The organism is Variovorax sp. GrIS 2.14, assembly GCF_046115955.1.
Taxonomy (GTDB): domain Bacteria; phylum Pseudomonadota; class Gammaproteobacteria; order Burkholderiales; family Burkholderiaceae_C; genus Variovorax.
In genome coordinates, this window is record NZ_JBJXIA010000005.1 from 277,212 (window position 1) to 302,127 (window position 24,916).

Genomic DNA, 24,916 nt, shown 5'->3' on the forward strand with positions numbered 1-24,916 from the left:
CAGACCCTGACCTATACCGACTAGCCCTTAGATTGGTGTTCGGCCACGCGCTTCGTGCGCCAGCACTTTTTGCAGCGCCTGCTCGAAGGACGTGCGTGCGGCGCCGGCCACTGCCGTCAGATGTTTGTGCAATGCAGCGTCGGCGGCGTTCGACGAGGCGCAATCCACGCTGTAGCGTTCGAATCCGGCGAGTTGCAGTGCAATCTCGGCCACATGTCGAAGGCACTCGCACGCGATCGTCGAAGGGCGTTCGGCAAATTCAGTCAGTTTTTCGTCACTGAACCGTCGCGGTGCAGCGTGCCATTCCATGTTGACGGGCAATGCGGTGTCGGACTCGTTTCGCATCAGTTGCGAAAGATCGCGGGCGGTGGCGGGTTCGCGGCGGACCCTTACCCCCATCTTGCGCAACGCCTCGACAGTGCCCTCGGCGGTGAAGTTGTAAAGGACTGCCGTCGTGCCGGCGTTGAGGGACTTGGCGAGCGCCAGCACGCGATCGACCGATGCGGGTTGCAGCGACGCGAGCCGGACAAGCAAGACGTCGATGCTGCCTTCAGCAGTCGGATGCAACTCGGCCTGTTCCAGGTCTTCGTAAACCGCCCGCAACTCGTACCCCATGACCGACTCGAGTTTGTGCGCCGCACTGCGACCGACGACGACAACGCTTCGGATCGCGACCGGAGCACCTGAGATGGCGATCGAAACCCCTTCGCCGAGCGACTGGAGGGCGGCGAGCTCGAGGTTGGCGATCGTTCCGATGGCGTGCCCGTTGTGGGTGAGTTGTCGAAGCAACTTGAGACGTGACACGTCATGGCTCGAATAAAGGCGCTGCCCGGTCGACGTTTTTGATGCCGACACCACGTCGTAGCGGCGCTCCCAAACGCGAAGTGTTGCTACCGGCAGCCCGGCCAGGCGCGCTGCCGTTCCGCTTCGAAGGCTTGCGTTTGGCGTGGGGTCGATGGGGTCAGTGTTGAGCGGCATGGTCGGGAAGTTGAAGAGGCTATTGCCTACACATCATAGCGAAAGAATGAAGTGGATTTGAATCGCTAATCTCTAAGATACGTGCAAATAGCGTGTCATAAACCGTACGTGACAAGGTTATGTGGCTAATATTCGAGTCAAGAAGTGTTCAAAACAGGTGCAAATATGACTCAAGAGATCGTTGTCACACAAAATGAAGTCGTTGTGTACTTCGACGGCGGGTGTCCGGTTTGCTCCAGCGAGATCGCTTATTACCGCCGTCAACCGGGAGCGGACACCTGCCAATGGATCGACGCTTCGAACTGCGCCGACACGGAGCTCGGGCCAGGCCTGACCCGCGCTGCCGCCTTGAAACGTTTCCACGTGCGCCGGCCCGATGGAACGCTTGCGGACGGTGCCCGCGGCTTCGGCGTCTTGTGGCAAGCACTGCCCCGCACGGCGTGGCTGGGGCACATCGTCTCGTTCGGTCCGATGCCCGTCGTGCTCAATTTCGCTTACCGCGTCTTTCTGGCGGTCCGGCCGCTCTGGCGCAAGACGCCGTCCGAATTGCCCGCGACCTCAGCGACCCCGGCCGACACCACCAACGAACACGCGGGCGAACCGCGTCCGGTTCAAAGCGGCTCGGGCGCCTTCGGCGCACTTGTTCGCCGTCTCTGATTCACCTTCCATCTCCAAAAGGAAAAACCGATGTCAAGCCGCAAAATTCGTCCCGCCATCGCGGTCATTGGGGCAGGAGTAGCCGGAACGTCCTGCGCCGCCGCGCTCCTGCATGCTGGGCACGACGTCACGCTGTTCGAGAAATCAAACAACGTCGGCGGTCGAATGGCCACCCGACGCGTTCATTGGACCGACGCTTCAGGCGTCGAGAGGTCGACTGATCTCGACCATGGAGCGCAACAGTTCAGTGCGCAGAGCCCGCGCTTCCGGGCGGTCGTCGCTCGCGCAGAGGCGGCTGGGCAAGCCGAGTTTTGGCAGCAGCGGGTGTATGCGGCGTTCCCCGAGCCGAGGATGCGGCTTCGGGTCATGCCGGTTCCCGACATGCCGTCGTTCTGCCGAAACCTGCTCGGCGGCGTGCCCATGCGCATGGGCCAACAAGTGCAAAGGCTGCAGCGGGGGGTCGATGGTTGGCGCCTCGTATTTTCGGACGGCGAGTCGGCTGGATTGTTCGACCATGTGATGCTGGCCATGCCGCCAGCCCAGGCCGCGCTGTTATTGGCGGGACACAAGGACGATTGGGCCGATGCACTTGCAGCCGTTCCCATGACGCCATGCTGGACGCTGATGGCCGTCACCGACGATGTAGATTGGCACTGGGATGCCGCCGAGCCGGAAAACGGCCCCCTCGCAGTGGTGACGCGCAACGACCGCAAGCCGGGTCGCTACGGCGCTGTCGGCTGTGCCAGTTGGGTAGCCCACGCCACCGCCGCCTGGAGCGAGGCGCATCTGGAAGACGATCCCAAAGCCGTCGTTCAGATGCTGCGTGCTGCACTCACCGCGTTGATGCCTCCGGATTCGCAGCGCGAGTGGCAGCATGTGGGCGTGCATCGCTGGCTGTATGCCTCACTTGGACAGCCATCGTCGGGTCGCTCCGAATGCTGGTGGGATCCGGTGATCGGCCTGGGCGTTTGCGGAGACTCATTCGGCGCAGGCACGGTCGAGGCGGCCTGGCGTTCCGGCGACGAGCTGGCAGACACGGTGGCTGCCAGCCTCGACACGGAACTGATCGTGGTCGAGGAGATCCCGCAAGTGATGGCGCGGGTCCGGATTGCGCAGGAGATTCATTGAAGCGCCCGGCGGCGGCGCGGCTTACCTGTAGCTGCGGGCGTCCTCGATCACCTTGCCATCGTTCGGAAGACTGTTCGGCGCTACGCGTTCTACCGCGCCGCGCAGCTTCGTGACCTCGCGAATCGCGTCCGCCACTCGCGCTTCGAGACCTTCGGGTGCGCCGTCGCACTCCAGTTTGAGCGTCATGCGGTCGTCGCCCATCTCGCCTTCGACCACCAGACGTGCGCGCTGCACTTCCGGGAATCGGCGGGCAATGTCTGCCACTTGCGATGGGTGGACGAACATGCCGCGCACTTTGGTGGTCTGGTCGGCGCGGCCGAGCCATCCCTTGATGCGCTTGTTGGTACGGCCGGTGGGGCAATCGCCGGCCAACACTGAAGACAAGTCGCCGGTTCCGAAGCGCACCAACGGGTAGTCTCGATTGAAGGTGGTCACCACGATCTCGCCGACCTCGCCATCGGGCACGGGGTCGCCGGTGCCGGGCCGCACGATCTCCACCAGCACGCCTTCGTCGAGCACCAGGCCTTCGCGCGCGCTCGTCTCGTAAGCGACCAGGCCCAAGTCGGCCGTTGCGTAGCACTGCGTACCGTGCACTCCGTGCGCGTCGATCCAGTCGCGCAGGCTGGGTGGAAAAGCCTCGCCCGACACGAGCGCTTTTTTGAGTCTGGGGAGCGGCGTTTTCAGCTCTGCAGCCTTCTCGAGAATGATCTTCAGGAAGCTCGGCGTGCCAATGTAGCCTTCGGCCTGCAGATCGACCATTGCGTCGACCTGCTGCTCGGTCTGGCCGATGCCGCCGGCAAACACCGTGCAGCCCATCGCGTGCGCGCCGCTTTCCATGATCGAGCCCGCAGGGGTCATGTGATAGCTAAAGCAGTTATGCACCAGCTCGCCGCTGCGAAAGCCTGCCGCATGCAACGCGCGTGCTGTCCGCCAGTAGTCGCGCGCTTCGCCTTCGGGCTCGTAGATGGTGCCGGGGCTCGCGAACACGCGCGGCATGCGCGAGCCACGCGCGATGGCCGCGAAGCCGCCGAACGGGTCGTTCGCGCGTCGTTCTTTCTGCAACGCGAGCAGTTCCGATTTGCGTGTGACCGGCAACCGGGACAGCGCTTCGCGCGACGTGATGTCGGCCGGCTTCACGCCATCGAGAATCTTCGCGAAGGCCGGCGCGGCAGTCTGCGCCTGCATGATCTGTTTGGGCAATGCAGCGAGCAAGTCGCGCTCGCGTTCGGCCGGGTCGCGCACTTCGAGCGCGTCGTAAAAATCTGTCGTCATGCCAACCACCGCTTTCTGCGCTTGTAGCTCTTCACGTCGCGAAAGCTCTTGCGGTCTGCGCCACCGACGCCGAGGTAGAACTCCTTGACGTCTTCGTTCTCGCGCAGGCTCTTCGCCTCGCCGTCCATCACGATGCGGCCGTTTTCCAGGATGTAGCCGTAGTCGGCGTAGCGCAGTGCCATGTTGGTGTTTTGTTCGGCGAGTAAAAAGGTCACGCGCTCTTTTTCGTTCAGGTCTTTGACGATGCCGAACACCTCGTCGACGATCTGCGGCGCAAGGCCCATCGACGGTTCGTCGAGCAGCACCATGTTGGGTGCTGCCATCAGCGCGCGGCCGATGGCGCACATCTGTTGTTCGCCGCCCGATGTGTATGCGGCTTGCGAAGAGCGGCGCGTTTTCAGGCGCGGAAAATACGTGTAGACCTTCTCGAGCGTCTGCGCGATGGCGGCCTTGCCGTCGGTACGCGTGTAGGCGCCCGTCATCAGGTTCTCTTCGATGGTCAGGTGCGCGAAGCAGTGCCGGCCTTCCATGACCTGCACCAGCCCGCGCTTGACCAGGGCCGAGGGCGTCAGCGCTTCGATGCGCTCGCCGCGCAGCTCGATCGTGCCCTTGGTGACAGCACCACGCTCAGCCAGCAGCAGATTGCTTATCGCCCGCAACGTGGTCGTCTTGCCGGCACCGTTGCCGCCGAGCAGCGCCACGATGCCGCCCTCGGGCACCTTCAGCGACACACCCTTCAGCACGAGGATCACGTGGTTGTAGATCACCTCGATGCCGTTGACTTCGAGCAGCGGCCTGGCCGTCGGTGCAATGGATGTGGCTGAAGATTCCATGGGCGTTCTTTACGCGGTAGTTCGCTGTCGCTTGGAAGCTTGCAGCCTTAGCTGCAAGAACGCGCCTTGACGTTCTTGTCCTTGGCGTACTTTTCGGAGAACTCCTTGACCAGCGGGTCGATGAACTTCTTGTCCGACTGGTACCAGTCGGACTTGTTCTCCCACTTGCTGCCGTCCCACGTCACGATGCGCGCCCAGTCGGTGCCCATGTGGTTGCTGCAGGATGTCTTGACCGGCCGCATGATTTCGCCGAAGCCCAGCGCCTTTAGCTTGTCGGCCGTGAGGTCGAGGTTTTCATAACCCCAGCGCACCTGCTCCGACGTCAACGCCTTTCCCTTGCCGTACTTTTCCTGCGCGGCGCGAATGGCCTCGACCTGCAGCATCGAGATCATCATGCCGCGCGTGTGCGCCAGCGTGCCGACGCCGTCTGCCGCACCGGTGCCCTGACCCTTGTCGTAGACGAACTTCCTGAGGTCGTCCTGCACCTTGTCCTTGGCTGCGCTGTTGTGGATGGTGATGGCGTTGTAGCCCTTGGCACCGGCGCCGATGTCCTTCACGTCGTGATCGGAGCCGGCCCACCAGATCGCGTACATCTTCTCGCGCGGGAAGCCGCTGGCCTGTGCTTCACGGATGCCGGCGGGCGTCATCACGCCGGCCGACCATAACAAAACGTAGTCGGGCTTCTGTTGGCGAATCTGCAGCCAGACCGACTTTTGCTCGACGCCGGGCGGCGTGACCGGGAACAGCGAGAGCTCGAAACCATCGGCTGCGGCGCGCTTTTGCAGCAGCGGGATCGGCTCCTTGCCGTAAGGCGAGTCGTGATAGACCAGCGCGATCTTCTTGCCCTTGAGGTTGCCCTTTTCCTTCTTGGTGATGTCCTGGATCATCACGTCGGCAGCAGTCCAGTAGGTGCCGAGCAACGGAAAGTTCCACTCGAACACGGTGCCATCGACCGACTGCGACAGGCCGTAGCCGGGGGTCTCGATCGCCACTTTGTCGGCGTAGGCCTTGTCGGTGACGGCAAAGGTGATGCCGGTCGATTGCGGATCGAAGCCCGAGGCGCCGGTGCCCTTGCCCTTCAGGCGCTCGTAGCACTCCACGCCCTTGGCCGCGTCGTATGCCGTCTCGCATTCTTCGTACGTCAGCTTGACGCCGTTGACGCCACCATCACGCGCATTGACGAGCTTCAAGTAGTCCTGCTTGCCGTCGGCCCACGGGATGCCCAGGGGAGCGAACTGACCGGTGCGATACACCAGCAGCGGCACGAACTGTTCGGCGGTCTGCGCCCGCGCGATCGAAGTCGCGGCGACCATCGAAAGTCCCGCGACGGCGAAGGCCGCGGTGCGAGCGAAGTTCATCAATCTCATGGCTTGTCTCCTGTTACTGAGCACATCGAAGTGCAGGGTTGAAACGACGTTGAAAACGATTGAAGTGAAGCCGGCGCGGTCAATGCGGGAAGGGCCAGAGCCGCAGTTTCTGCCGCGCCGTCGACCACAGCCGTGCCAGTCCGTGCGGCTCGACGATCAAGAAGAAAACGATCAGTGCGCCAAAAATCATGTGCTCCAGATGCGACGCCGTGGCGGTCGATATCGAGAGGCCGAGCCAGTGCGGCACGTAGTTCAGGAGCAGCGGCAGTATCACGATGAAGGCGGCGCCAAAGAAGGCGCCGGCAATCGAACCGAGTCCGCCGATGATGATCATGAAGAGCAACTGGAACGACTTGTCGATGCCGAAGGCGGCCGGCTCCCATGCACCCAGGTGCACGAAGCCCCACAGCGCACCGGCCACGCCGACGATGAAGCTGCTGACCGCAAAGGCAGTGAGCTTGGCGTAGACCGGTCGAATGCCGATGACGGCGGCCGCCACGTCCATGTCGCGCATCGCCATCCACTCGCGGCCGATGGCCCCACGCACCAGGTTCTTGGCGAGCAGGCCGAACACCACGACGAAGCCGAGGCACAGCAAATACTTCTGCACCGGCGTGTTGAATTCGAAGCCCAGCATCTGCAAGGTGCGCACGCTGACCGAGCCGGAAGACGAGTCGTTGGTGACCCACTTCACCCGGTTGGTGAACCAGTCGATGAAGAACTGCGCAGCGAGCGTCGCGACCGCCAGGTACAGCCCGCGGATGCGCAAGCTCGGTATGCCGAAGAGCACGCCCAGCACCGTGGCCGCCAGCCCGCCGCCGAGGATCGCGATCAGCAGCGGCATGCCCTCGACGCGCGCTTGCAGGTTGAAGGCCGCGTACGCGCCGATCGCCATGAAGGCGCCCGTGCCGAGCGAGATCTGCCCGCAATACCCGACCAGGATGTTGAGTCCGATGGCCGCCAGCGCGAGGATCAGAAAAGGGATCAGCACCGCGCGAAAGCTGTAGTCGCTGACAGTGAGCGGCACTACGACGAACGCGATGACCGCCAGCGCCAGCATCGCCCAGCGGTCTTGCGCGATCGGGAACAGCGCCAGGTCGGCGCGGTAGCTGCTCTTGAATTGACCGTTTTCTCTGTAGAACATAGTGGCGGTTTCGTCAGACGCGGTCGATGATCTTGTCGCCGAAGAGGCCTTGCGGGCGAATCAACAGAACTGCGAGCGCAAGCACATAGGCGAACCAGTTTTCGATGCCGCCGCCCACGTAAGGGCCGAGATAGATCTCGGACAGCTTCTCGCCGACGCCGATGATCAGTCCGCCCAGGATGGCGCCCGGCACCGAGGTGAGCCCACCGAGGATCACCACCGGAAACGCCTTCAGCGCGACCAGCGAGATCGAGTACTGCACGCCGAGCTTGCTGCCCCAGATCACGCCCGCCACCAGCGCCACGATGCCACCGACCGACCACACGATGACCCAGATGCGCCCGAGCGGAATGCCGATCGACTGTGCCGCCTGATGGTCGTCGGCCACGGCGCGCAGCGCACGACCGGTGCGCGTCTTCTGGAAAAACAGGGTGAGCAGAATGACCAGCGTTCCCGCAGCGACCGCCGAATACATGTCTTCCTTGTTCAACAGCAAGCCGCCTTCGAAGATGTTCTCCAGTACCAGCAGCGGATCTTTCGGCATGCCGACATCGATCTTGTAGGCCGCACTGCCGAAGATGAGTTGCCCCGCGCCGTCGAGCACGTTGCCGATGCCAAGCGTCGCCATCAACAACGTGATGCCTTCCTGATTGACAAGGCGCCGCAACGCGAAGCGCTCGACCAGCCAGGCGACGCCGACCATGCACAGGGCCGCCGCGATGAACGCCAGGATGTTGGCCAGTACCAGGCTGCTGAAGCCGAACCACAGCGGGAACCATTCGGAGAACCGCGCCATCGCCAGCGCCGCGAACAACACCATCGCACCCTGAGCGAAGTTGAAGACGCCCGATGCCTTGAAAATCAGCACGAAGCCCAGCGCGACCAGGGCGTAGAGCATGCCGACCATCAGGCCGCCGAACAGGGTCTCAAGAAAAAAGCCCATGTCAATGTTCCACGCCCAGGTACGCCCGGATCACGTCTTCGTTGTTCCGCACTTCGTCCGGCGTACCGTCGCCGATCTTCTTGCCGTAGTCGAGCACCACCAGGCGGTCGCTGATGTCCATCACCACGCCCATGTCGTGCTCGATCAGCACGATGGTGGTGCCGAACTCGTCATTGACGTCGAGGATGAAGCGACTCATGTCCTGCTTCTCTTCCACGTTCATGCCGGCCATCGGCTCGTCGAGCAGCAGCACCTGCGGCCCCATCGCGAGCGCGCGGCCGAGGTCGACGCGCTTCTGCAAGCCGTAGGGCAGCTGCCCCACCGGCGTTTTGCGAAACGGCTGGATCTCCAGGAAGTCGATGATGCGTTCGACGAATTCGCGCTGTTCCAGCTCTTCGCGTTCGGCCGATCCCCAGCCGAACGGATTGCGAAAGGCTTGTGCGAGCAGGCTGCTCTTCATCTTCAGGTTGCGGCCCGTCATGATGTTGTCGAGCGCGCTCATGCCCTTGAACAGCGCCAGATTCTGGAAGGTGCGCGCCACGCCCATTTCGGCTACCTGGCGCGAGTTCATGTGCGTGAAGGTCTGGCCGCGAAAGGTGATGGAGCCTTGCTGCGGCTGGTACACGCCGTTGATGCAGTTGAGCATCGAGCTCTTGCCCGCGCCGTTCGGCCCGATGATGGCGCGCACCTCGTGCTCGCGCACATCGAAGCTGATGTCCGTCAACGCCTTCACGCCACCGAAGCTGAGCGAGATGTTCTGCACGTCGAGGATGACCTCGCCGATTTTTCTATTGGCGCTCATTCCAAAGCCTCCATGCTTCGCACTGCGGCGCGAGCTTGCTTGGGGCGGCCCGGCGCGGCGCTCATGCAGCCGCCTTCACTTCGGCAAACCGCTTCGCATCGACGATCTGCAGCGTCGCGCTGACCGATCCGGTGCGGCCGTCTTCGAACTTCACTTGCGTATCGATGAACTGCTCTGTCTTGCCCGTGTAGAGCGCCTCGATCAGCACCGCGTACTTCTCGGCGATGAAGCTGCGCCGCACCTTGCGGGTGCGAGTCATCTCGTCGTCGTCGGGGTCGAGTTCCTTGTGCAGCACCAGGAAGCGCGCGATCTGCGTGTCGGCCATGCCGGGCTCGGATGCGAGGTCTGCGTTCACCTTGCCGATGCAGTCTGCGATGAGCGTCAGCACCTCGGGCTTGCCGGCGAGGTCCACGTAGCCGGCATACGCCAGGCCGCGTCGTTCAGCCCAGTTGCCGACCGCTTCGTAGTCGATGTTGATGAAGGCGCAGACCGTTTCGCGCGCATCGCCGAAGCACACCGCTTCCTTGATCTGCGGAAAGAACTTGAGCTTGTTCTCGATGTAGTTGGGCGCGAACATCGCGCCACCGGCCATGCGACCCACATCCGTGGCGCGATCGATGATGCGCAGGTGGCCTTCGCTGTCGAGCACGCCGGCATCGCCGGTGTGAAAGTAGCCGTCGGCATCGAGCACTTCGGCTGTCGCGTCGGGCCGCTTGTAGTAGCCCTGCAGTACCGACACGCCGCGCACCAGCACTTCGCCGTTGTCGGTAATGCGCAGCTCCATCCCCGGCGCTGCGGTGCCGACGGTTTGCAGCTTGACCTTGCCGTCCTGCTGCATGCAAACGTACGCGCAGGTTTCGGTCTGGCCGTAGAACTGTTTCAAGTTGACGCCGATCGAGCGATAGAAACGAAACAGGTCGGGGCCGATCGCGGCGCCCGCGGTGTACGCCACACGGATGCGGCTCATTCCCAGCACGTTGCGCAGCGGCCCGTAGACCATCAGGTTACCGACCGCGTACAGCGCGCGGTCCGTCGCACTGACCGGCGCGCCGTTGAGGATGTCAGCACCGACGCGTTGCGCCAGCGCCATGAACTTGGCATACAGCCATCGCTTGGGCGCGGCCGCGTCTTCCATGCGGATCGACACGGCGGTGAGCAAGCCTTCGAACGTACGCGGCGGGCCGAAGTAATAGCTCGGCCCGATCTCGCGCATGTCGTTCATCACCGTGGCCGCTGACTCGGGGCAGTTCAGCGTGAAGCCGCCGACCAGCCATTGCGCCACCGAAAAAAGATGGTCGCCGACCCACGCCATCGGCAGGTAACTCATGATGTTGTCGCCGGGACCGAGTTTGTCGCTTACCACGCCGCCCTGACCTGCGGCGATGAAGCTCGCATGCGTCTGGCACACGCCCTTGGGCCGTCCAGTGGTGCCCGAGGTGTAGAGGATCACGCCGACATCGTCGGCTTTGCCACTCGCCACCGCGGCGTCGAAAAATCCCGGATGCGCCGTGTCGAAAGCACGGCCCAATTCGCGCAGTTGCTCGTAGCCGATCAGCCCCGGCTGGTCGTAGTGACGCAGGCCTTTGGGGTCGTCGTAGATGATGTGGCGAATCTGCGGCAGGTCGGGTTGCGCGGCCAGCTTGCCTTGCTGGATCTCGCGGCACTCGAGCAGCTTGTCGACCTGCTCCTGGTCTTCGGCGATGACGAACTCGATCGATGCGTCTTCCAGCATGAAGACCATCTCGGTCGCGACCGCGTCCTGGTAGAGCGGCACCGGCACGCCACGCAGGCTCTGCGCCGCGACGACCGCCATGTACAGGTGCGGCCGATTCGCGCCGACGATGGCGAGGTTATCGAAGGTCTTGAAGCCGAGGCTCGCGAGTCCGCAGGCGATTTCGCGCACCTCCTGCGCGGTCTCGCGCCAGGTCCAGGTCTGCCAGATGCCCAGGTCTTTCTCGCGCACCGCCGGCGCGTCGGGACGTGCTTGCGCATGCGCCAGCAACAGGCGGGGGAAGGTCGGCGGCATGGACGCCGGAGCGAGCAGCGAATCGGGTGAAAGGGTCGGCACAGTGGGCCGGATCGTAGGCGCCACTTTGACGCCGGCTTGTCGTTACAACGACAATCTAAGGGACAGTACTCCCCGGACTTTCCCGATGAAGCCAAGCCCATGATCGGCAACACCGCCAGCGGCGGCTCGATTCGCGACACGGTACGCGCCGCACACCCGCACGAGCTCGACAACATTCCCTGGCTCCACACGCTCACGCCAGCCGAGCGTAAGCGCGCCGAAGCCGCCGTGGTGGTCGGCGATGCCGATGCCGGCGAGCTGGTCTGTCGCGTCGGCCGCTCGCCGACCTACTGGTTCGGCGTGGTCGAAGGCCTGCTCAAGATGAGCAACGACAACGCCGACGGCACCTCGATGACCTACAGCGGCCTGCCGCCCGGCGGCTGGTTCGGCGAAGGCACGGTGATGAAGCGCGAGCCCTATCGCTACAACATCCAGGCACTGCGGCGCAGCCTGGTCGCCGGCCTGCCGATCGACGAGTTCCACTGGCTTCTCGACCACTCGATCGGCTTCAACCGCTTCGTGATGAACCAGCTCAACGAGCGGCTCGCCCAGTTCATCGCCGCGCGTGAGGCCGACCGCCTGAACAATCCCGACGCCCGCGTCGCCCGCAACCTGGCCGCGCTGTTTAACCCGGTGCTGTTCCCGGGTGTCGGCGAGCTGCTGCGCATCACGCAACAAGAGCTGGCGTACCTGATCGGCCTGTCGCGCCAGCGGGTGAACGAGGCGCTGCGAACGCTGGAAGGGCAGGGCGCCATTCGGGTCGAGTACGGCGGTGTGCGGGTGACCGATCTGATTGCGTTGCGCGCGGGTGGCCTGCCGGGGACGCGCGGGCCAATGAAGACGGCAAAGCCGGCCGGTCCAACCCATGCGATTCACCCGATGCCGCCTAAAGCCCGCTGATACCCGTCGTCAGTCCACGCTCACTACACTGCAATCCCGCCTTGCGCGTCTTCGCTTTTTGCCCGCTGCCCTCATGGAAATTCTTGTTCTGGTGATCCTGATCGCCGTCACCGCCTGGGTCCTCAAATCGAAAGAGCAATCCCGCCGCATCGCCCTCCTGGGCGGCCAGCTCGGCAAGTACCAGATCGAAAAGCTGATGGAGAACCTGACCGAGGGCTACATGCGATGCCTCGCTGAAGACGATGCCGAGCGTCGCGATCAGATCTGGAGCATGTTGAACACAGCCGAGGCCGCGCTGGCCGATCAGTTCGGCCGCTTTGCCGCCGGCTTCGGGCGCATCGACGAGGCGCAAACACGTACGAGCAAGCTGCCGCTCGCGCTGCCATTGGCCGACCGGCTTTTCCCCAACGCGACCTTCGATGCGCGCAAGGCCTTTGCCATTCACGCGCACGGCATTGCCGACGCCGCCAGCAACGCGCTCGGCCAGACGCCCAAGCGCAAGGCCTTCACGATGTCGGCGGAACTGTTCTTGATGCAGCACACCTGCCACTGGTTCTGCCGCTCGAAGTCGGTGGCCTCGGCGCGGTTGCTGGCACGGCACCAGACCTCGTATGCGCTGGCGCTCGATTCGGTCGCGCCGGCCACGCGCAAGGCTTACCAGGCGCTTGTCGGCGGCTGACGGGCGCTTGACCGGCCGTCGGCTGGGCGTCGAATTTCACCGTCGCGTCGACTTTGTCACGCAATGTTTCCGATGAGTCGCGCGATGATGGCGCCATGCTCAGAACCGCTGCACTCCTGATCACGCCGCTGGTGACCCTGGCGCTCGTCTACTGGCTCGGCTTCCTCGCGCTCATCGGCTGCGTGGCGCTGGTGTTTTGCGTGATCTGGTTTTCGAGCGCTAGCAAGAACGTGATGGCGGGTCGTCCGGAGGACGTCGACACGCAAATCGCCGGGCCGACGACTTTCATGGCGGGCCTCTAGCGCCAAGTCGCTTTCGATGCTGCGGCCCGTCGGGCTGCGCGCGACAATCGCTCCTCAAGCGATCCGCAAAACGAGGTCGCGCCCACTTTTCAGTCTTTGCGCCCCCACTTACTTTCATGTCCTCTTCCGACAAGCCGTCATCCGGTGCCGTCAAACTCGAAGGCGCGGGCGATGCCTTGCTCGCCGCCAATGCGCAAATCGAGGTGATGTCCGAGCAGCTCCAAACGCTGAACGAACTGCTCGCCAAGCCGCTCGACCAGATCCTCGCCGAGCGCGACAAGTTCAAGGAAGCGGCTGCTGCCTGGGATGCTTTTGCCGCCCAGTGGGTGCTCTCGCAGCGCGCCATGAAGCGCGTCGCGCTCGATCTGGCAGTCGACCAGGGCGTCACCGAAGAAGATGTCGTCGCCCGCGCGATGGCCTATGCCAACGAGGTGCTCAACGGCGACGAAGTCGACCTCGGCGGCACCATCGCCGAAGCGCAGATGGCGCACATCGGTCGCCATCGCGCGTTTCTTCGCAAACAATTCCGCCCATCCTGACAACGCTGATCCCGCCTACGCTTTTGGAGCCGTCATCGCCACCGCCAAATCCCTCGCCACCGACGAATACAAGCTGTTCCCTTCACCGCGGAACGTGCATCGCGTCGTGTTCGAGCACCAGGTTTTTCTGCCGTATCCGTACATGCTGATCGACATGGAAAGCTACTACCTGAAAGGCCGCTATAGCCTCTTCGCGGCCTGTCGCCTGGTCGACAACAAGATGGGCCAGCTCGTCACGCTCGAAGACGTTGCCGACGAGGTCAAGTTCAAGAGCAAGTTCGTGCCCGACTGAGTGGTTCACGGCGACCGCAACAAGATTTACAACGAAGGAGACAACACCATGTTCCAGACCGCTCTCATGACTGGCCAGCGCATCCTCGTCACCGGGGGTGGCACCGGCCTCGGCAAGTCGATGTCCGAAAAGTTTTTGGCGCTCGGCGCCGACGTCGCCATCTGCGGCCGGCGTCAGTCGGTGCTCGAAGAAACAGCGGCCCAATGGCGCAAGGATTTTCCGGAGCGGCGCATCGACACCTTCGGCGTCGACATCCGCAATGCGCAGGCGGTCGATGAAATGGTCGAAAGCCTGTTCGAAAGCGGCGGCCTCACAGGCCTGGTCAACAACGCCGCCGGCAACTTCGTCGCACCGACCGAAAGCCTGTCGCCACGCGCCTTCGACGCCGTCGCCAACATCGTGTTCCATGGCAGCTTCTACGTGACGCAAGCCGTCGGCAAGCGGTGGGTCGCACAGGCCAAGTCCGGCGAGTGGAAAAAGGGCAGCCCGTACCGCAGCGTGATGAGCATCATCGTCACCTGGGTCGACAACGGCGGCCCGTATGTCGTGCCTTCGGCCATGAGCAAGGCCGGCATCGAGGTCATGACCAAATCGCTGGCGATCGAATGGGCGCGCTACGGCATTCGACTCAACGCCGTCGGCCCGGGCGAGATCCCGACCGAGGGCATGAGCAAGCGCCTCAATCCCGGCGAAGAGCCGGGTGAGCGCACCAAGGCCAGCAACCCGATGGCGCGCGTCGGCGAAATGAGCGAGTTGCAAAACCTCGCAGCCTTCCTGATGGCGCCGGGCCAATGCGACTGGCTCACCGGCCAGTCGATCATGATGGACGGTGGCCAGGCCGCGGCCACCGGCGGCAACTTCTACGAGCTGCGCCAGTGGAGCGATGCCGACTGGATCGCGGCCCGCGAGCGCATCGAAGAACAGAACGCCAAAGACAAGCTGCAGCGCTAAGGAGCTGACTGCCGCGCGGCGCCATCCTCCGTAGAAACCCGTTAGGTGGGCGTCGACACCCTTGGTACTCTGTATACAGAGTTCGAAGTACGTCATGGCAACCTCCCTGGTTCAGATTCCCTCCGCCCCCGACCTGGTCGATCAGGTCTACCGGGCGCTGCTCGACGCCATCAGCAGCGGCTCGTTGGCGCCGGGTGAACGACTGACCCAGGAGGACATCGCGCGCCGCTTGAACGTGTCGCGGCAGCCTGTGCTACAGGCGTTGCGGCTGCTCAAGAAAGACGGCTTCGTGCACGACGCGCCGGGGCGGGGCGTGTGGGTGGCCCCGCTCGATGTCGAGTGGACGCGCAAGGTCTACCAGGTGCGGGGCGCCCTCGACATGCTGGCCGCGCGACTGGCTGCCGCACAGTGCTTTCGTATCGACCCCAAGCTGATCGAACGCGGCCGGCGTGCCGCGCGCGGCCGCAGCGTGGAGGCCATGCTCGATGCCGACATGGCGTTCCACCAGGCGATCTACGCCGCATCCGGCAACGCACTGATCGGGCAAAGCGCTGACCACCACTGGCGCCATCTGCGACGCGCCATGGGCGCGGTGCTGCAGTCCGCCACCCAGCGCGAATCGCTCTGGGACGAACACCAATCGATCGCCGACGCGATCGCGGCCGGCGACGCCGACGGCGCCGCGCGGCTGAGCAACGACCACGGCGCGGAAGCCAGCGCCAACCTCGGCCGGCGCCTTGCCGAACGACTGAATAGCCCGGCCCTTTCCACCTCGACCACCGCACTTTCCGGAGACATACGATGAAGCTCACACCCGAACAACGCGCGCAATTCGATCGCGACGGCTACCTGTTCTTTCCCGGTCATTTCACGCCCGAAGAAACCCGTACCCTGACCGAGGCGGTGCCGGACCTGTACAGCCGCCGCGAGGCCTTCAACGTGCGAGAAAAAGGCAAGGACGCCGTGCGCACCAACTTTGCGGCGCACCTGATCAGCGAGCCTTTCGCTCGCCTGGCGCGTCATCCCCGGATGGTGGGGCCGGTGACCGATCTCTTCGAGGAAGAGGTCTACATGCACCAGTTCAAGATCAACGGAAAGATGGCCTTCGAGGGCGACGTGTGGCAGTGGCACCAGGACTACGGTACCTGGCTCAACGACGACCTGATGCCGACAGAGCGCGCCATGAACGTGGCGATCTTCCTGGACGACGTGAGCGAATACAACGGCCCGTTGATGTTCATCCCGGGCAGTCACAAGAAGGGCGTGGTCGATGCCAAGCACGACCTCACCACCACCAGCTACCCGCTCTGGACGGTCGACCACGACCTGATCCGGCAACTGGTCGATCGCGCCGGCGGCAAGGACGGCGGCATCGTCTCGCCCAAGGGCCCGGCCGGCTCGATGATTCTGTTCCATAGCTGCCTGGTGCATGCGTCGGGCAGCAACCTGTCGCCCTTCAATCGCGTCGCGGTGTACCTGAGCCTGTGCGCGGTCAGCAACCACATTCGTCGCTTCAAGCGGCCCGAGTTCATCGCGCACCGCGACTTCACGCCGATCGAGATGCTGCCCGACGACTGCCTGCTGAAGCCCTACCCGGTCGAGACGCCGTGGCAGCACGGCCTGCCCGAGAGCGCGCTGCAGACGTCGCTCGACGTCATCGACGAAGCCACTGCCGCCTGACAGGAATCGTGATGAGCCTCCACTCCAAACTACAGCAACGCGAAGCCGAAGGCCGTCCGATCCGTATCGGGTTGATCGGCGCCGGCAAATTCGGTTCGATGTACCTGGCGCAGATTCCGCGAACGCCCGGCATTCATCTGGTCGCCATCGCCGACCTCTCGCCCGACGCGGCGCGTGCCAGCCTGACGCGGGTCGGCTGGGATCCGGCACGCACGCAGGCGCGCTCGGCCCAGGAGGCGCTGAAGACCGGCGCCACCTGGATCACCGACGACTGGCAAGCCGTCACGCGCAACGCCGGCATCGATATCGTGGTCGAGTGCACCGGCAATCCGGTGGCGGCCGTGCAGCACTGCCTGGATGCCTTTGCGCACGGCAAGCATGTGGTCAACGTGACGGTAGAGGCCGACGCTTTCTGCGGCCCGTTGCTGGCGCGCAAGGCGCAAGACGCCGGTGTGATCTATTCACTGGCGTTCGGTGACCAGCCCGCCTTGATCTGCGATCTGGTCGACTGGGCGCGTACCTGCGGCTTTCCGGTGGTGGCGGCCGGTCGCGGCCACAAGTGGTTGCCGCACTTCTCGGAATCGACGCCCGAGACGGTCTGGGGCAACTACGGCCTGACGCCCGAACAGGCCGAGCGCGGCGGCCTCAACCCGAAGATGTTCAACAGCTTTCTCGACGGCTCCAAGCCGTCGATCGAAAGCTCCTCGGTGGCCAACGCCACCGGTCTTTTCGTGCCGTCCGACGGGTTGCTCTATCCGCCGGCCAGCGTGGAAGACATTCCGGTCGTGACGCGGCCGAAAAGTGAAGGCGGCGTGCTGGAGCGCAAGGGCATGGTCGAAGTCATCTCGTCGCTTGAGGCCGATGGCCGGCGCATCCCTTACGACATCCGCATGGGCGTGTGGGTGACGGTCGAAGCAGAGACCGATTACATCAAGAACTGCTTCGAGGAATACAACGCGCACACCGACCCCAGCGGTCGCTACTTCACCCTGTACAAGCGCTGGCACCTGATCGGGCTGGAGGTCGGCGTGTCGGTTGCCAGCGTCGCGCTGCGCGGCGAGGCCACCGGCGTCGCGACCTGCTGGAACGCCGACGTGGTGGCGACAGCCAAGCGCGACCTGATGCCGGGCGAGATGCTCGATGGCGAAGGCGGCTACACCGTCTGGGGCAAATTACTCCCGGCCGATCGTTCATTGCGAATGGGCGGGCTGCCGCTGGGTTTGGCCCACAACGTCAAGGTGCTGCGCCCGGTCAAGAAGGGCCAGAGCCTGAGCTGGGCCGACGTCGCCATGGACCGGTCGACCGACGCTTACAAGCTGCGAGCGGAGATGGAGTCGATGTTCGCGCTGCCACACGCCAAGGTCGCCTGAAGGTCGCTTGAAGGCCGGTTGTTCGGCCCGGCATCCGGCCACAACCGGTCGATGCTTTCACCGCGAGCACGCTCTCGCCACCAAAAGACACTGCAAATGCCAACCCCACACATCATCGGCTGGGGGCACACGCCCTTCGGAAAACTCGACCAGCTCGACGTAGAGCAGATGTTTCGTGACGCCGCGCTTCCCGCAATGGCGACTGCCGGACTCGAGCCCAAAGACATCGACGGCATATTCGTCGGCACCTTCAATGCCGGATTCGTACCGCAAGACTTCAGCGCGTCGATCGCGGCAGTCGCCATCCCGGCATTCCGGTTCACCCCGGCGGTGCGCATGGAGAACGCGTGCGCCACGGGTTCCGCTGCGATCTGGGCTGCACTCGATGCGCTTGAAAGCGGTCGCATGAAGCGGGTACTCGTCGTCGGCTTCGAGAAGATGAACACGCTGCCGAACAAGGAAATCAGCGCCGTGCTTTTGAAGTGCTCCTATGTCAAGGAAGAGGGTGATGAGCCCGGGGGCTTTGCCGGTGTTTTCGGAAAGATCGCGTCGAACTATTTCGAGCGCTTCGGTGACCAGTCCGATGCCCTGGCCGCGATCTCCGCAAAGAACCACAGCAACGGCGTTCGAAATCCCTACGCGCACATGAAGCGCGATCTCGGGTTTGATTTTTGTCGCACCGTGTCCGACAAGAATCCGTTCGTCGCCGGACCCCTCAAGCGCTCGGACTGCTCGCTGGTGTCGGATGGCGCCGCGGCACTCGTGCTGTCGATGGAGCCGGTGGGCAACGCGCAGGTCGCTCCCGTGCGCTGGCGCTCACGCACGCAGGTCAATGATTTCCTTCCCCTGTCGCGCAGGGACCCGACGCGCTTCGAAGGTGCAACCCGGGCATGGGGCAGGGGCCTTGCCGCGGCCGAGTCACAACTAACCGACCTGCAATTCGTGGAGACGCATGACTGCTTCACCATCGCGGAACTGCTCGAATACGAAGCCATGGGGTTGGCGCCACACGGCCAGGGTGCTCGGGTCATCCTGGACGGCGTGACCCGCATGGAGGGACGACTGCCGGTGAATCCATCGGGCGGCCTCAAATCGCGCGGCCACCCGATCGGGGCCACCGGCGTGTCGCAACACGTCATGGCTGCGATGCAGTTGTCCGGGACCGCCGGGGACATGCAGGTGCCGAACGCGCGAAGGGGCGCGGTGTTCAACATGGGCGGCGCTGCAGTGGCCAATTACCTGAGCGTGCTCGAAGCGGTCTGACCGATGCATCAAGCCCAAGTCATGAACCTCGGCCAACTGCTAACGCAAACGGCCCGATTGTTCCCAGAGCGCCCTGGTCTGATCCAGGGCGATGAGCGCTGGACTTGGAGTGCGATCGATGCGCGGGTCGACGCCATGGTGGCGGCGCTGAGAAACATGGGGCTCAAGAAGGGCGACAGGATCCTCGTGCAGTCCCGCAACAACCTGCAATTGTTCGAGAGTTGCTGGGTCGCCTTTCGTCTCGGGTGCGTCTGGGTGCCGACCAACTTCCGGCTGACGCCGCCCGAGATGTCGTATCTCGGCGCGTCGAGCGGCGCGCGGGTCATGCTCTACGAATCGGACTTTGCAATGCACGTGGATGCGGTGCGCACGGCATCGGACGCATTGGAATTCGTCGTCTGCATCGGGACACCGCGTCCGGGTGAGAGCGCGTACGAAGGCCTCATCGAACAGCATGCGCAGGACTTGGCAGCGTCGGGTCAACGGGTCGAGGCCGCTGTCGTCGCGTACGACGACCCCCTCTGGTTTTTCTACACCTCGGGCACGACCGGCAAGCCCAAGGCCGGGATCCTCACGCACGGGCAGATGGCTTTCGTGGTGACCAATCATCTGGCGGAGCTGATTCCCGGCACCACTGAAAAAGACTGTTCGATCGCTGTCGCGCCGCTGTCGCACGGCGCCGGGATCCATGCGCTGCTGAATGTGGCGCGCGGTGCGCCGACCGTGCTCATGCCGAGCGAAAGGCTGGATCCGGTGTCGTTCTGGCAACTCGTCGAGCGGCATGCAGTGAGCAACGTCTTTACGGTCCCGACGATCGTCAAGATGCTGGTCGAACATCCGGCCGTCGATCGTTACGATCACTCTTCGCTCCGCTACGTCATCTATGCCGGAGCACCGATGTATCGGATCGACCAGAAACTTGCGCTCGGCAAACTGGGCAAGGTGCTGGTGCAGTACTTCGGTCTGGGCGAGGTCACCGGCAACATCACCGTCCTCACTCCCGACATGCACTCGGCGGACGACAACGACCCTCACGCCAACATCGGATCGTGCGGTCGGGCCCGAGTGGGCATGGAGGTCGCGATTCTGGACGCAGGGTTTCAGCGTGTCGCAGCTGGCACCGTCGGCGAAATCTGCTGCCGTGGCCCCGCTGTTTTCAATGGGTATCACAACAACCCGGATGCCACGGCCAAGGCACTGCAAGGTGGCTGGTTCCATACGGGCGACCTGGGCCGCATGGACAGCCGCGGGCTGCTCTACATCACCGGCCGCGAATCCGACATGTACATCTCCGGCGGATCCAACGTGTACCCGCGTGAAGTCGAAGAGGTCCTGCTCACGCACCCGGGCGTCGCCGAGGTCGCCGTGCTGGGCGTACCCGATTCCAAATGGGGAGAAATCGGCGTTGCGGTAATCGTTCGAGGGGCCTCGGCGAGTCCGGTCGACGAACAGGCCCTGCTGGCCCACCTCGATGGCCGATGCGCAAAGTACCGCTGGCCACGCCGGATGTTCTTCTGGGACGCCTTGCCGAAGTCGGGATACGGCAAGGTGACCAAGAAGGATGTCTTGCGGCTTCTCACCGAGCGCGGCGACATTGCTCCGTCTTCCTGATCATGGCCGCGTTGCGACAAGGAATACGCATGAAAGATGTTCGTTGAGCAATCGAATGAAAGACAAGGTCGTCATCGTCAGTGGTGCCGGCTCATCGGGACCCGGCTGGAGCAATGGGAAAGCGGCGGCGGTGCTCTATGCGCGAGAGGGCGCCAAGGTCCTGGCGCTCGACTCTCGGCTGGGCGCTGCCGAAGAAACACGGGCGATCATCGAGAGTGAAGGGGGCACCTGCCTTGCACTCCGGGCCGATGCGTCCGTCAGCGCCGACTTGAAGCAGGCCGTCGACGCCTGCATGGCGCATTTCGGCCGAATCGACGTGCTGCACAACAACGTCGGCATTGTCGAGGTGGGCGGACCGGTCGAGACTTCCGAAGAGAGTTGGGACCACGTGATCGCGGTGAACCAGACCAGCGTGTTCCTGGCCTGCAAGCACGTGCTGCCGCACATGATCGAACGACAGTCCGGTGCCATCGTGAATATTGGCTCCGTCGCCGCCGTACGTTGGATCGGCTTTCCCTACATTGCTTACAGCGCCGCCAAGGCTGCGATCGTCGCAATGACGTCGAACATCGCAGTCCAGTACGCCGCGCAAGGCATCCGTGCCAATTGCGTGCTGCCGGGCTTCATGAACACCCCGCTGATCCGGGGACCGCTGCTCAAGATGTACGGCGGCGATATCGATTCGATGCTCGAACAGCGCGACAAACAAGTGCCCACGGGAAAGATGGGGGACGCATGGGACACCGCCTATGCCGCGCTCTATCTGGCATCGGATGAAGCCCGCTACGTCACAGGCATCCAGTTGACAGTGGATGGCGGACTCACCGCCCGATGTGCATGACAGCGACTAAAAAAAATAACCACGATAACCACGATAAACCAGGAGACAAGAAGATATGCAAACCTCACGCCGCACCATCCTCAAGACCGCCACGACCATCGGCCTTATCGGTCTTGGCAGCAAGACCGCGACCGCACAAAACGGCACCTTCAACTTCAAGGTCGGGACCAATGTTCAGAACACGCATCCGATCTTCATTCGCCTGAATGAGGCGACAGAGAAGATCAAGTCCGAAACCGATGGCAAGGTGATCGTGCGCGTGTTTCCTAACGGGCAACTCGGGTCCGACACCGACATGTTGAGCCAGGTGCGCTCCGGTGGCCTGGACTTCCTCACCCTGGCGGGCGTGATTCTCGCCAATCTGGTGCCGATGGCGTCGCTCAACAGCGTGGGCTTCGCGTTCCCGGACTATCCCAGTGTCTGGAAGGCGATGGACGGCGACCTCGGCAATTTCATTCGCCTGCACATCACCAAAGCGAATCTGCATGTGTTCGACAAGGTGTGGGACAACGGCTTTCGTCATGTCACTTCGTCCAAACCGATCAACACACCGGCGGATCTCAACGAACTGAAGATTCGCGTCCCGGTCAGTCCATTGCTGATGTCGTTGTTCAAGACGCTCAAGGCGTCGCCGACCGGCATCAACTTCAACGAGCTTTACAGCGCACTCCAGACCAAGCTGGTCGATGCGCAGGAAAACCCGCTTCCCATCATCCAGTCCGCAAAGCTTTATGAAGTGCAAAAGAACTGTGCGCTGACAGGCCATATCTGGGACGGCTACTGGATGCTGGCCAATAACCGGGCATTCGAGAGTATGCCGGTCGCGTTGCGCGAGATCGTGACCAAGAACTTCAATGCGGCTGCCATGGTCCAGCGCGCCGACAGCGAAAAACTGGCGGTGTCGTTGCAACAGGAACTGGCCGGCAAAGGACTTGTTTTCAACAAGCCGGCGATCGAGCCGTTTCGCGTGGCGCTGCAACAGGGCAAGTTCTATTCGGAGTGGAAGGGAAAGTTCGGCGACGAGGCTTGGGCCAAGCTCGAGGCAGCGGTCGGCAAGCTGGTGTGACGGGAGCAGGACATGAACACCCAGGTCTTGTCCCCGGAGTTTGTTGCGCGACCGCCGCTGCGGCCCCTGGCGGCCCGGCTGGATCAAGCTTTTTTCAGCGTCATCGAGAACGTCGCAGCGCTGTTGCTCATTGGCGAGATCTGCATCCTGTTTGCCGGCATCGTGGCGCGCTATGTTTTTCATGCGCCGTTGATCTGGTCGGACGAACTCGCTCAGATGATGTTCATCTGGCTGGCGATGCTGGGCGCCGTGATCGCGTTGCGGCGCGGCGAGCACATGCGAATGTCGACCTTCGTCAACAACGCATCGCCAGGCACCCGTACGCTGCTCGAGACGGTGGCCATCATCGCGGCCATCGTCTTTCTCGGCTGCATTCTGGTTCCGGCCTACGAGTACGCGGCAGACGAGCAATTCATGATGATGCCCGGCCTGGAGTTGTCGAGTTCATGGCGGGCAGCGGCGTTGCCGGTCGGCATGTTCCTGATGTTGCTCGCGGGGTTGCTTCGACTTGCCGTCGTCGCTGAATGGAGGGTGATCCTGACTTCGCTGGTGCTGATCGGTGTGTGCGCTGCGGCCCTCATCCTGGCCAAGCCGCTGTTCGGATCTCTGGGTAACGTCAACCTGGTGATCTTCTTTGTCTTCATGATCGCGGGATGCGTGTTCGCCGGCGTGCCCATCGCGTTCTCGTTCGGACTCGCCACGTTGAGCTATCTGGCGTTGACCACCACGACACCGCTGGCAGTGCTGGTGGGGCGCATGGGCGAAGGCCTGTCGCATCTGATCCTGCTGGCGGTGCCCATGTTCGTTTTTCTCGGGCTGCTGATCGAGGCGACCGGCATGGCGCGACGCCTCATCGGTTGCCTTGCTTCGATGATCGGGCATGTCAAGGGCGGACTCTCTTACGTGCTGGTCGGCGCCATGTACCTTGTGTCAGGAATTTCAGGATCCAAGGTGGCCGACATGGCGGCCATCGCCCCCGCGCTCTTTCCGGAGATGCGCAAACGCGGGTCGAAGCCGGGTGAGTTGGTGGCGCTGCTTTCTGCGACGGGCGCACAGACCGAGACCATTCCGCCGAGCCTGGTGTTGATCACGGTCGGCTCCGTCACCGGCGTCTCGATTACCGCGTTGTTCGCGGGTGGCATGCTGCCGGCTGTGGTGGTCGGCCTGCTGCTTTGCGTGGTCGTCTGGCATCGACACCGTCACGAAGACCTTCGGCATATCTCCCGCAGCACCAAGGCGCAGATCGCGAAGCACCTCCTTGCAGCCTCGCCTGCCATCGCGTTGCCCTTCGTCATCCGGTTTTCCGTCGTCGAGGGCATCGCCACCGCCACTGAAGTTTCGACGATCGGCATCGTCTATTCGATGGCCGTCGGCCTGTTGATCTACAAAGAGTTCGACTGGAATCGGCTCAAGCCCATGCTGCTCGACACGGCTGCGCTTTCCGGCGCGATCCTGTTGATCATCGGCGCGGCCACCGGCATGGCGTGGGCGCTGACGCAATCGGGTTTCTCCACCAGTCTTGCCGAGGCGGCGATGGCGCTCCCCGGCGGCAAGTGGACGTTCCTGGCCGCGTCCATTGTCGGTTTCATCGTTCTCGGCAGCGTGCTCGAAGGCATTCCCGCCATCGTGCTTTTCGGGCCACTGCTGTTTCCGATTGCCCAGCAAGTGGGGCTTCACGAGGTGCACTACGCCATGGTGGTCATCCTGGCGATGGGCATCGGATTGTTCGCTCCGCCATTCGGTGTGGGCTACTACTCTGCGTGCGCCGTGAGCAGGATCGATCCGCAAGAAGGACTTCGGCCGTTGGTCGGGTATATCGTCGCGCTGGTCATCGGCGTCGTGGTCATCGCGGCCGTTCCCTGGTTCTCCACGGCATTCCTGTAACGCACGGGCGACCCGGCGCCCGCCCTCGAAGCGCCGGGTTTTTACGCTTTTTTTACGGCCCCTGGCCGACTCCATTCCCCGTTTTTATGTGCCCCTGCCGAGACTGACCGCCATGTCTCGAAACAGGAGTGACTGAATGGACTTCGTATGGATTGCCGCCCTCGCCGTGTTCTGGCTGGGAATGGTCGGCATGGTGAACGGGTTGCACAAGCTGCAATCCGCCAAGGGTGAACAGGGAGCGCGCAAATGATCAGTCTCGAAGTGCTTTACGGCTTCGGCGGATTCATCGCGATCGCGTTGTTCGCCTATCTTGTCTACGCCCTGATCCGCGCAGAGGAGTTTTGAC

General features: G+C 63.3%; 25 protein-coding genes. 17 read left to right on the forward strand and 8 right to left on the reverse strand.

Features of this window, described 5'->3' with window-relative positions; genetic code table 11:
* Positions 1-27 precede the first annotated feature (27 nt).
* Positions 28-978, reverse strand: coding sequence for a MerR family transcriptional regulator (locus tag RCH10_RS11385; protein ID WP_409052426.1), 951 nt, complete (start codon positions 976-978; stop codon positions 28-30).
* Positions 979-1,143: 165 nt separating this feature from the next.
* On the opposite strand from RCH10_RS11385, the gene RCH10_RS11390 reads away from it, so the two are divergent.
* Together RCH10_RS11390 and RCH10_RS11395 are read left to right on the forward strand one after the other, a co-directional pair.
* On the forward strand, positions 1,144-1,635 hold the full coding sequence (locus tag RCH10_RS11390; protein ID WP_409052427.1) for a thiol-disulfide oxidoreductase DCC family protein: 492 nt from the start codon (positions 1,144-1,146) through the stop codon (positions 1,633-1,635).
* Between the two features lie 30 nt (positions 1,636-1,665).
* Entirely contained in the window at positions 1,666-2,763 is a 1,098-nt protein-coding gene (locus RCH10_RS11395) for an NAD(P)/FAD-dependent oxidoreductase (protein ID WP_409052428.1), read from the forward strand.
* 21 nt (positions 2,764-2,784) lie between these two features.
* On the opposite strand, the gene RCH10_RS11400 is transcribed toward RCH10_RS11395, so the two are convergent.
* The 7 genes from RCH10_RS11400 to RCH10_RS11430 form a co-directional block, all read right to left on the reverse strand.
* Positions 2,785-4,035 (reverse strand): phenylacetate--CoA ligase family protein, encoded by a 1,251-nt coding sequence (locus RCH10_RS11400; protein ID WP_409052429.1) that lies wholly within the window; start codon positions 4,033-4,035, stop codon positions 2,785-2,787.
* Positions 4,032-4,868 carry an ABC transporter ATP-binding protein gene (locus RCH10_RS11405; RefSeq protein ID WP_409052430.1) on the reverse strand — a complete coding sequence of 279 codons (837 nt, stop codon included), beginning with the start codon at positions 4,866-4,868 and terminating at the stop codon, positions 4,032-4,034. The genes RCH10_RS11400 and RCH10_RS11405 overlap by 4 nt, the downstream gene beginning before the upstream one ends.
* A 47-nt stretch (positions 4,869-4,915) precedes the next feature.
* Positions 4,916-6,235: an ABC transporter substrate-binding protein gene (locus RCH10_RS11410; protein WP_409052431.1), complete on the reverse strand. Its 1,320-nt coding sequence runs from the start codon at positions 6,233-6,235 to the stop codon at positions 4,916-4,918.
* 79 nt (positions 6,236-6,314) lie between these two features.
* Positions 6,315-7,379 carry a branched-chain amino acid ABC transporter permease gene (locus RCH10_RS11415; RefSeq protein ID WP_409052432.1) on the reverse strand — a complete coding sequence of 355 codons (1,065 nt, stop codon included), beginning with the start codon at positions 7,377-7,379 and terminating at the stop codon, positions 6,315-6,317.
* 13 nt (positions 7,380-7,392) lie between these two features.
* A complete protein-coding gene (locus tag RCH10_RS11420) occupies positions 7,393-8,322 on the reverse strand; it encodes a branched-chain amino acid ABC transporter permease (RefSeq protein ID WP_409052433.1) in 930 nt (309 codons plus the stop codon).
* Position 8,323: 1 nt separating this feature from the next.
* Positions 8,324-9,124 (reverse strand): ABC transporter ATP-binding protein, encoded by an 801-nt coding sequence (locus RCH10_RS11425; RefSeq protein ID WP_409052434.1) that lies wholly within the window; start codon positions 9,122-9,124, stop codon positions 8,324-8,326.
* 61 nt (positions 9,125-9,185) lie between these two features.
* On the reverse strand, positions 9,186-11,150 hold the full coding sequence (locus RCH10_RS11430; RefSeq protein WP_409052486.1) for an AMP-dependent synthetase/ligase: 1,965 nt from the start codon (positions 11,148-11,150) through the stop codon (positions 9,186-9,188).
* A gap of 141 nt (positions 11,151-11,291) precedes the next feature.
* Between RCH10_RS11430 and RCH10_RS11435 the strand changes: the two genes are divergently transcribed.
* The 15 genes from RCH10_RS11435 (at position 11,292) to kdpF (ending at position 24,915) form a co-directional block, all read left to right on the forward strand.
* Positions 11,292-12,092 (forward strand): Crp/Fnr family transcriptional regulator, encoded by an 801-nt coding sequence (locus RCH10_RS11435; protein WP_409052435.1) that lies wholly within the window; start codon positions 11,292-11,294, stop codon positions 12,090-12,092.
* A gap of 73 nt (positions 12,093-12,165) precedes the next feature.
* Positions 12,166-12,771, forward strand: a complete 606-nt coding sequence (locus RCH10_RS11440) for a hypothetical protein (protein WP_409052436.1) — start codon at positions 12,166-12,168, stop codon at positions 12,769-12,771.
* 95 nt (positions 12,772-12,866) lie between these two features.
* Positions 12,867-13,073 (forward strand): hypothetical protein, encoded by a 207-nt coding sequence (locus RCH10_RS11445; RefSeq protein WP_323497109.1) that lies wholly within the window; start codon positions 12,867-12,869, stop codon positions 13,071-13,073.
* Positions 13,074-13,189: 116 nt separating this feature from the next.
* On the forward strand, positions 13,190-13,612 hold the full coding sequence (locus RCH10_RS11450) for a hypothetical protein (protein ID WP_409052437.1): 423 nt from the start codon (positions 13,190-13,192) through the stop codon (positions 13,610-13,612).
* Positions 13,613-13,646: 34 nt separating this feature from the next.
* Positions 13,647-13,904: a hypothetical protein gene (locus RCH10_RS11455; protein ID WP_409052487.1), complete on the forward strand. Its 258-nt coding sequence runs from the start codon at positions 13,647-13,649 to the stop codon at positions 13,902-13,904.
* 48 nt (positions 13,905-13,952) lie between these two features.
* On the forward strand, positions 13,953-14,855 hold the full coding sequence (locus tag RCH10_RS11460) for an SDR family oxidoreductase (protein ID WP_409052438.1): 903 nt from the start codon (positions 13,953-13,955) through the stop codon (positions 14,853-14,855).
* Between the two features lie 94 nt (positions 14,856-14,949).
* On the forward strand, positions 14,950-15,660 hold the full coding sequence (locus RCH10_RS11465) for a GntR family transcriptional regulator (protein WP_409052439.1): 711 nt from the start codon (positions 14,950-14,952) through the stop codon (positions 15,658-15,660).
* Positions 15,657-16,535 (forward strand): phytanoyl-CoA dioxygenase family protein, encoded by an 879-nt coding sequence (locus tag RCH10_RS11470; protein WP_409052440.1) that lies wholly within the window; start codon positions 15,657-15,659, stop codon positions 16,533-16,535. The genes RCH10_RS11465 and RCH10_RS11470 overlap by 4 nt, the downstream gene beginning before the upstream one ends.
* Before the next feature lie 11 nt (positions 16,536-16,546).
* A complete protein-coding gene (locus RCH10_RS11475; RefSeq protein WP_409052441.1) occupies positions 16,547-17,905 on the forward strand; it encodes an NAD(P)H-dependent oxidoreductase in 1,359 nt (452 codons plus the stop codon).
* A 96-nt stretch (positions 17,906-18,001) separates the two neighbouring features.
* Entirely contained in the window at positions 18,002-19,168 is a 1,167-nt protein-coding gene (locus RCH10_RS11480) for an acetyl-CoA acetyltransferase (protein ID WP_409052442.1), read from the forward strand.
* Between the two features lie 3 nt (positions 19,169-19,171).
* The gene (locus tag RCH10_RS11485; RefSeq protein ID WP_409052443.1) at positions 19,172-20,779 is read left to right on the forward strand and encodes an acyl-CoA synthetase; all 1,608 of its coding nucleotides are present in this window, start codon (positions 19,172-19,174) and stop codon (positions 20,777-20,779) included.
* 55 nt (positions 20,780-20,834) lie between these two features.
* Positions 20,835-21,620 carry an SDR family NAD(P)-dependent oxidoreductase gene (locus RCH10_RS11490; RefSeq protein ID WP_409052444.1) on the forward strand — a complete coding sequence of 262 codons (786 nt, stop codon included), beginning with the start codon at positions 20,835-20,837 and terminating at the stop codon, positions 21,618-21,620.
* 55 nt (positions 21,621-21,675) lie between these two features.
* Positions 21,676-22,686 (forward strand): TRAP transporter substrate-binding protein, encoded by a 1,011-nt coding sequence (locus tag RCH10_RS11495; protein WP_409052445.1) that lies wholly within the window; start codon positions 21,676-21,678, stop codon positions 22,684-22,686.
* A 12-nt stretch (positions 22,687-22,698) separates the two neighbouring features.
* Positions 22,699-24,570: a TRAP transporter large permease subunit gene (locus tag RCH10_RS11500; protein ID WP_409052446.1), complete on the forward strand. Its 1,872-nt coding sequence runs from the start codon at positions 22,699-22,701 to the stop codon at positions 24,568-24,570.
* Between the two features lie 246 nt (positions 24,571-24,816).
* Complete coding sequence (gene kdpF, locus RCH10_RS11505; RefSeq protein ID WP_187054148.1) at positions 24,817-24,915, forward strand: K(+)-transporting ATPase subunit F; 99 nt, start codon at positions 24,817-24,819, stop codon at positions 24,913-24,915.
* Position 24,916 lies beyond the last annotated feature (1 nt).

Coding starts and splice junctions, on each gene's coding strand:
- RCH10_RS11495 (WP_409052445.1), top strand. CDS start 21,676: ATGCAAACCTCACGCCGCACCATCCTCAAGACCGCCACGACCATCGGC.
- RCH10_RS11445 (WP_323497109.1), top strand. CDS start 12,867: ATGCTCAGAACCGCTGCACTCCTGATCACGCCGCTGGTGACCCTGGCG.
- RCH10_RS11500 (WP_409052446.1), top strand. CDS start 22,699: ATGAACACCCAGGTCTTGTCCCCGGAGTTTGTTGCGCGACCGCCGCTG.
- RCH10_RS11405 (WP_409052430.1), bottom strand. CDS start 4,868: ATGGAATCTTCAGCCACATCCATTGCACCGACGGCCAGGCCGCTGCTC.
- kdpF (WP_187054148.1), top strand. CDS start 24,817: ATGATCAGTCTCGAAGTGCTTTACGGCTTCGGCGGATTCATCGCGATC.
- RCH10_RS11450 (WP_409052437.1), top strand. CDS start 13,190: ATGTCCTCTTCCGACAAGCCGTCATCCGGTGCCGTCAAACTCGAAGGC.
- RCH10_RS11425 (WP_409052434.1), bottom strand. CDS start 9,124: ATGAGCGCCAATAGAAAAATCGGCGAGGTCATCCTCGACGTGCAGAAC.
- RCH10_RS11400 (WP_409052429.1), bottom strand. CDS start 4,035: ATGACGACAGATTTTTACGACGCGCTCGAAGTGCGCGACCCGGCCGAA.
- RCH10_RS11430 (WP_409052486.1), bottom strand. CDS start 11,150: ATGCCGCCGACCTTCCCCCGCCTGTTGCTGGCGCATGCGCAAGCACGT.
- RCH10_RS11415 (WP_409052432.1), bottom strand. CDS start 7,379: ATGTTCTACAGAGAAAACGGTCAATTCAAGAGCAGCTACCGCGCCGAC.
- RCH10_RS11440 (WP_409052436.1), top strand. CDS start 12,166: ATGGAAATTCTTGTTCTGGTGATCCTGATCGCCGTCACCGCCTGGGTC.
- RCH10_RS11475 (WP_409052441.1), top strand. CDS start 16,547: ATGAGCCTCCACTCCAAACTACAGCAACGCGAAGCCGAAGGCCGTCCG.
- RCH10_RS11435 (WP_409052435.1), top strand. CDS start 11,292: ATGATCGGCAACACCGCCAGCGGCGGCTCGATTCGCGACACGGTACGC.
- RCH10_RS11490 (WP_409052444.1), top strand. CDS start 20,835: ATGAAAGACAAGGTCGTCATCGTCAGTGGTGCCGGCTCATCGGGACCC.
- RCH10_RS11390 (WP_409052427.1), top strand. CDS start 1,144: ATGACTCAAGAGATCGTTGTCACACAAAATGAAGTCGTTGTGTACTTC.
- RCH10_RS11410 (WP_409052431.1), bottom strand. CDS start 6,235: ATGAGATTGATGAACTTCGCTCGCACCGCGGCCTTCGCCGTCGCGGGA.
- RCH10_RS11460 (WP_409052438.1), top strand. CDS start 13,953: ATGTTCCAGACCGCTCTCATGACTGGCCAGCGCATCCTCGTCACCGGG.
- RCH10_RS11385 (WP_409052426.1), bottom strand. CDS start 978: ATGCCGCTCAACACTGACCCCATCGACCCCACGCCAAACGCAAGCCTT.
- RCH10_RS11485 (WP_409052443.1), top strand. CDS start 19,172: ATGCATCAAGCCCAAGTCATGAACCTCGGCCAACTGCTAACGCAAACG.
- RCH10_RS11465 (WP_409052439.1), top strand. CDS start 14,950: ATGGCAACCTCCCTGGTTCAGATTCCCTCCGCCCCCGACCTGGTCGAT.
- RCH10_RS11395 (WP_409052428.1), top strand. CDS start 1,666: ATGTCAAGCCGCAAAATTCGTCCCGCCATCGCGGTCATTGGGGCAGGA.
- RCH10_RS11470 (WP_409052440.1), top strand. CDS start 15,657: ATGAAGCTCACACCCGAACAACGCGCGCAATTCGATCGCGACGGCTAC.
- RCH10_RS11420 (WP_409052433.1), bottom strand. CDS start 8,322: ATGGGCTTTTTTCTTGAGACCCTGTTCGGCGGCCTGATGGTCGGCATG.
- RCH10_RS11480 (WP_409052442.1), top strand. CDS start 18,002: ATGCCAACCCCACACATCATCGGCTGGGGGCACACGCCCTTCGGAAAA.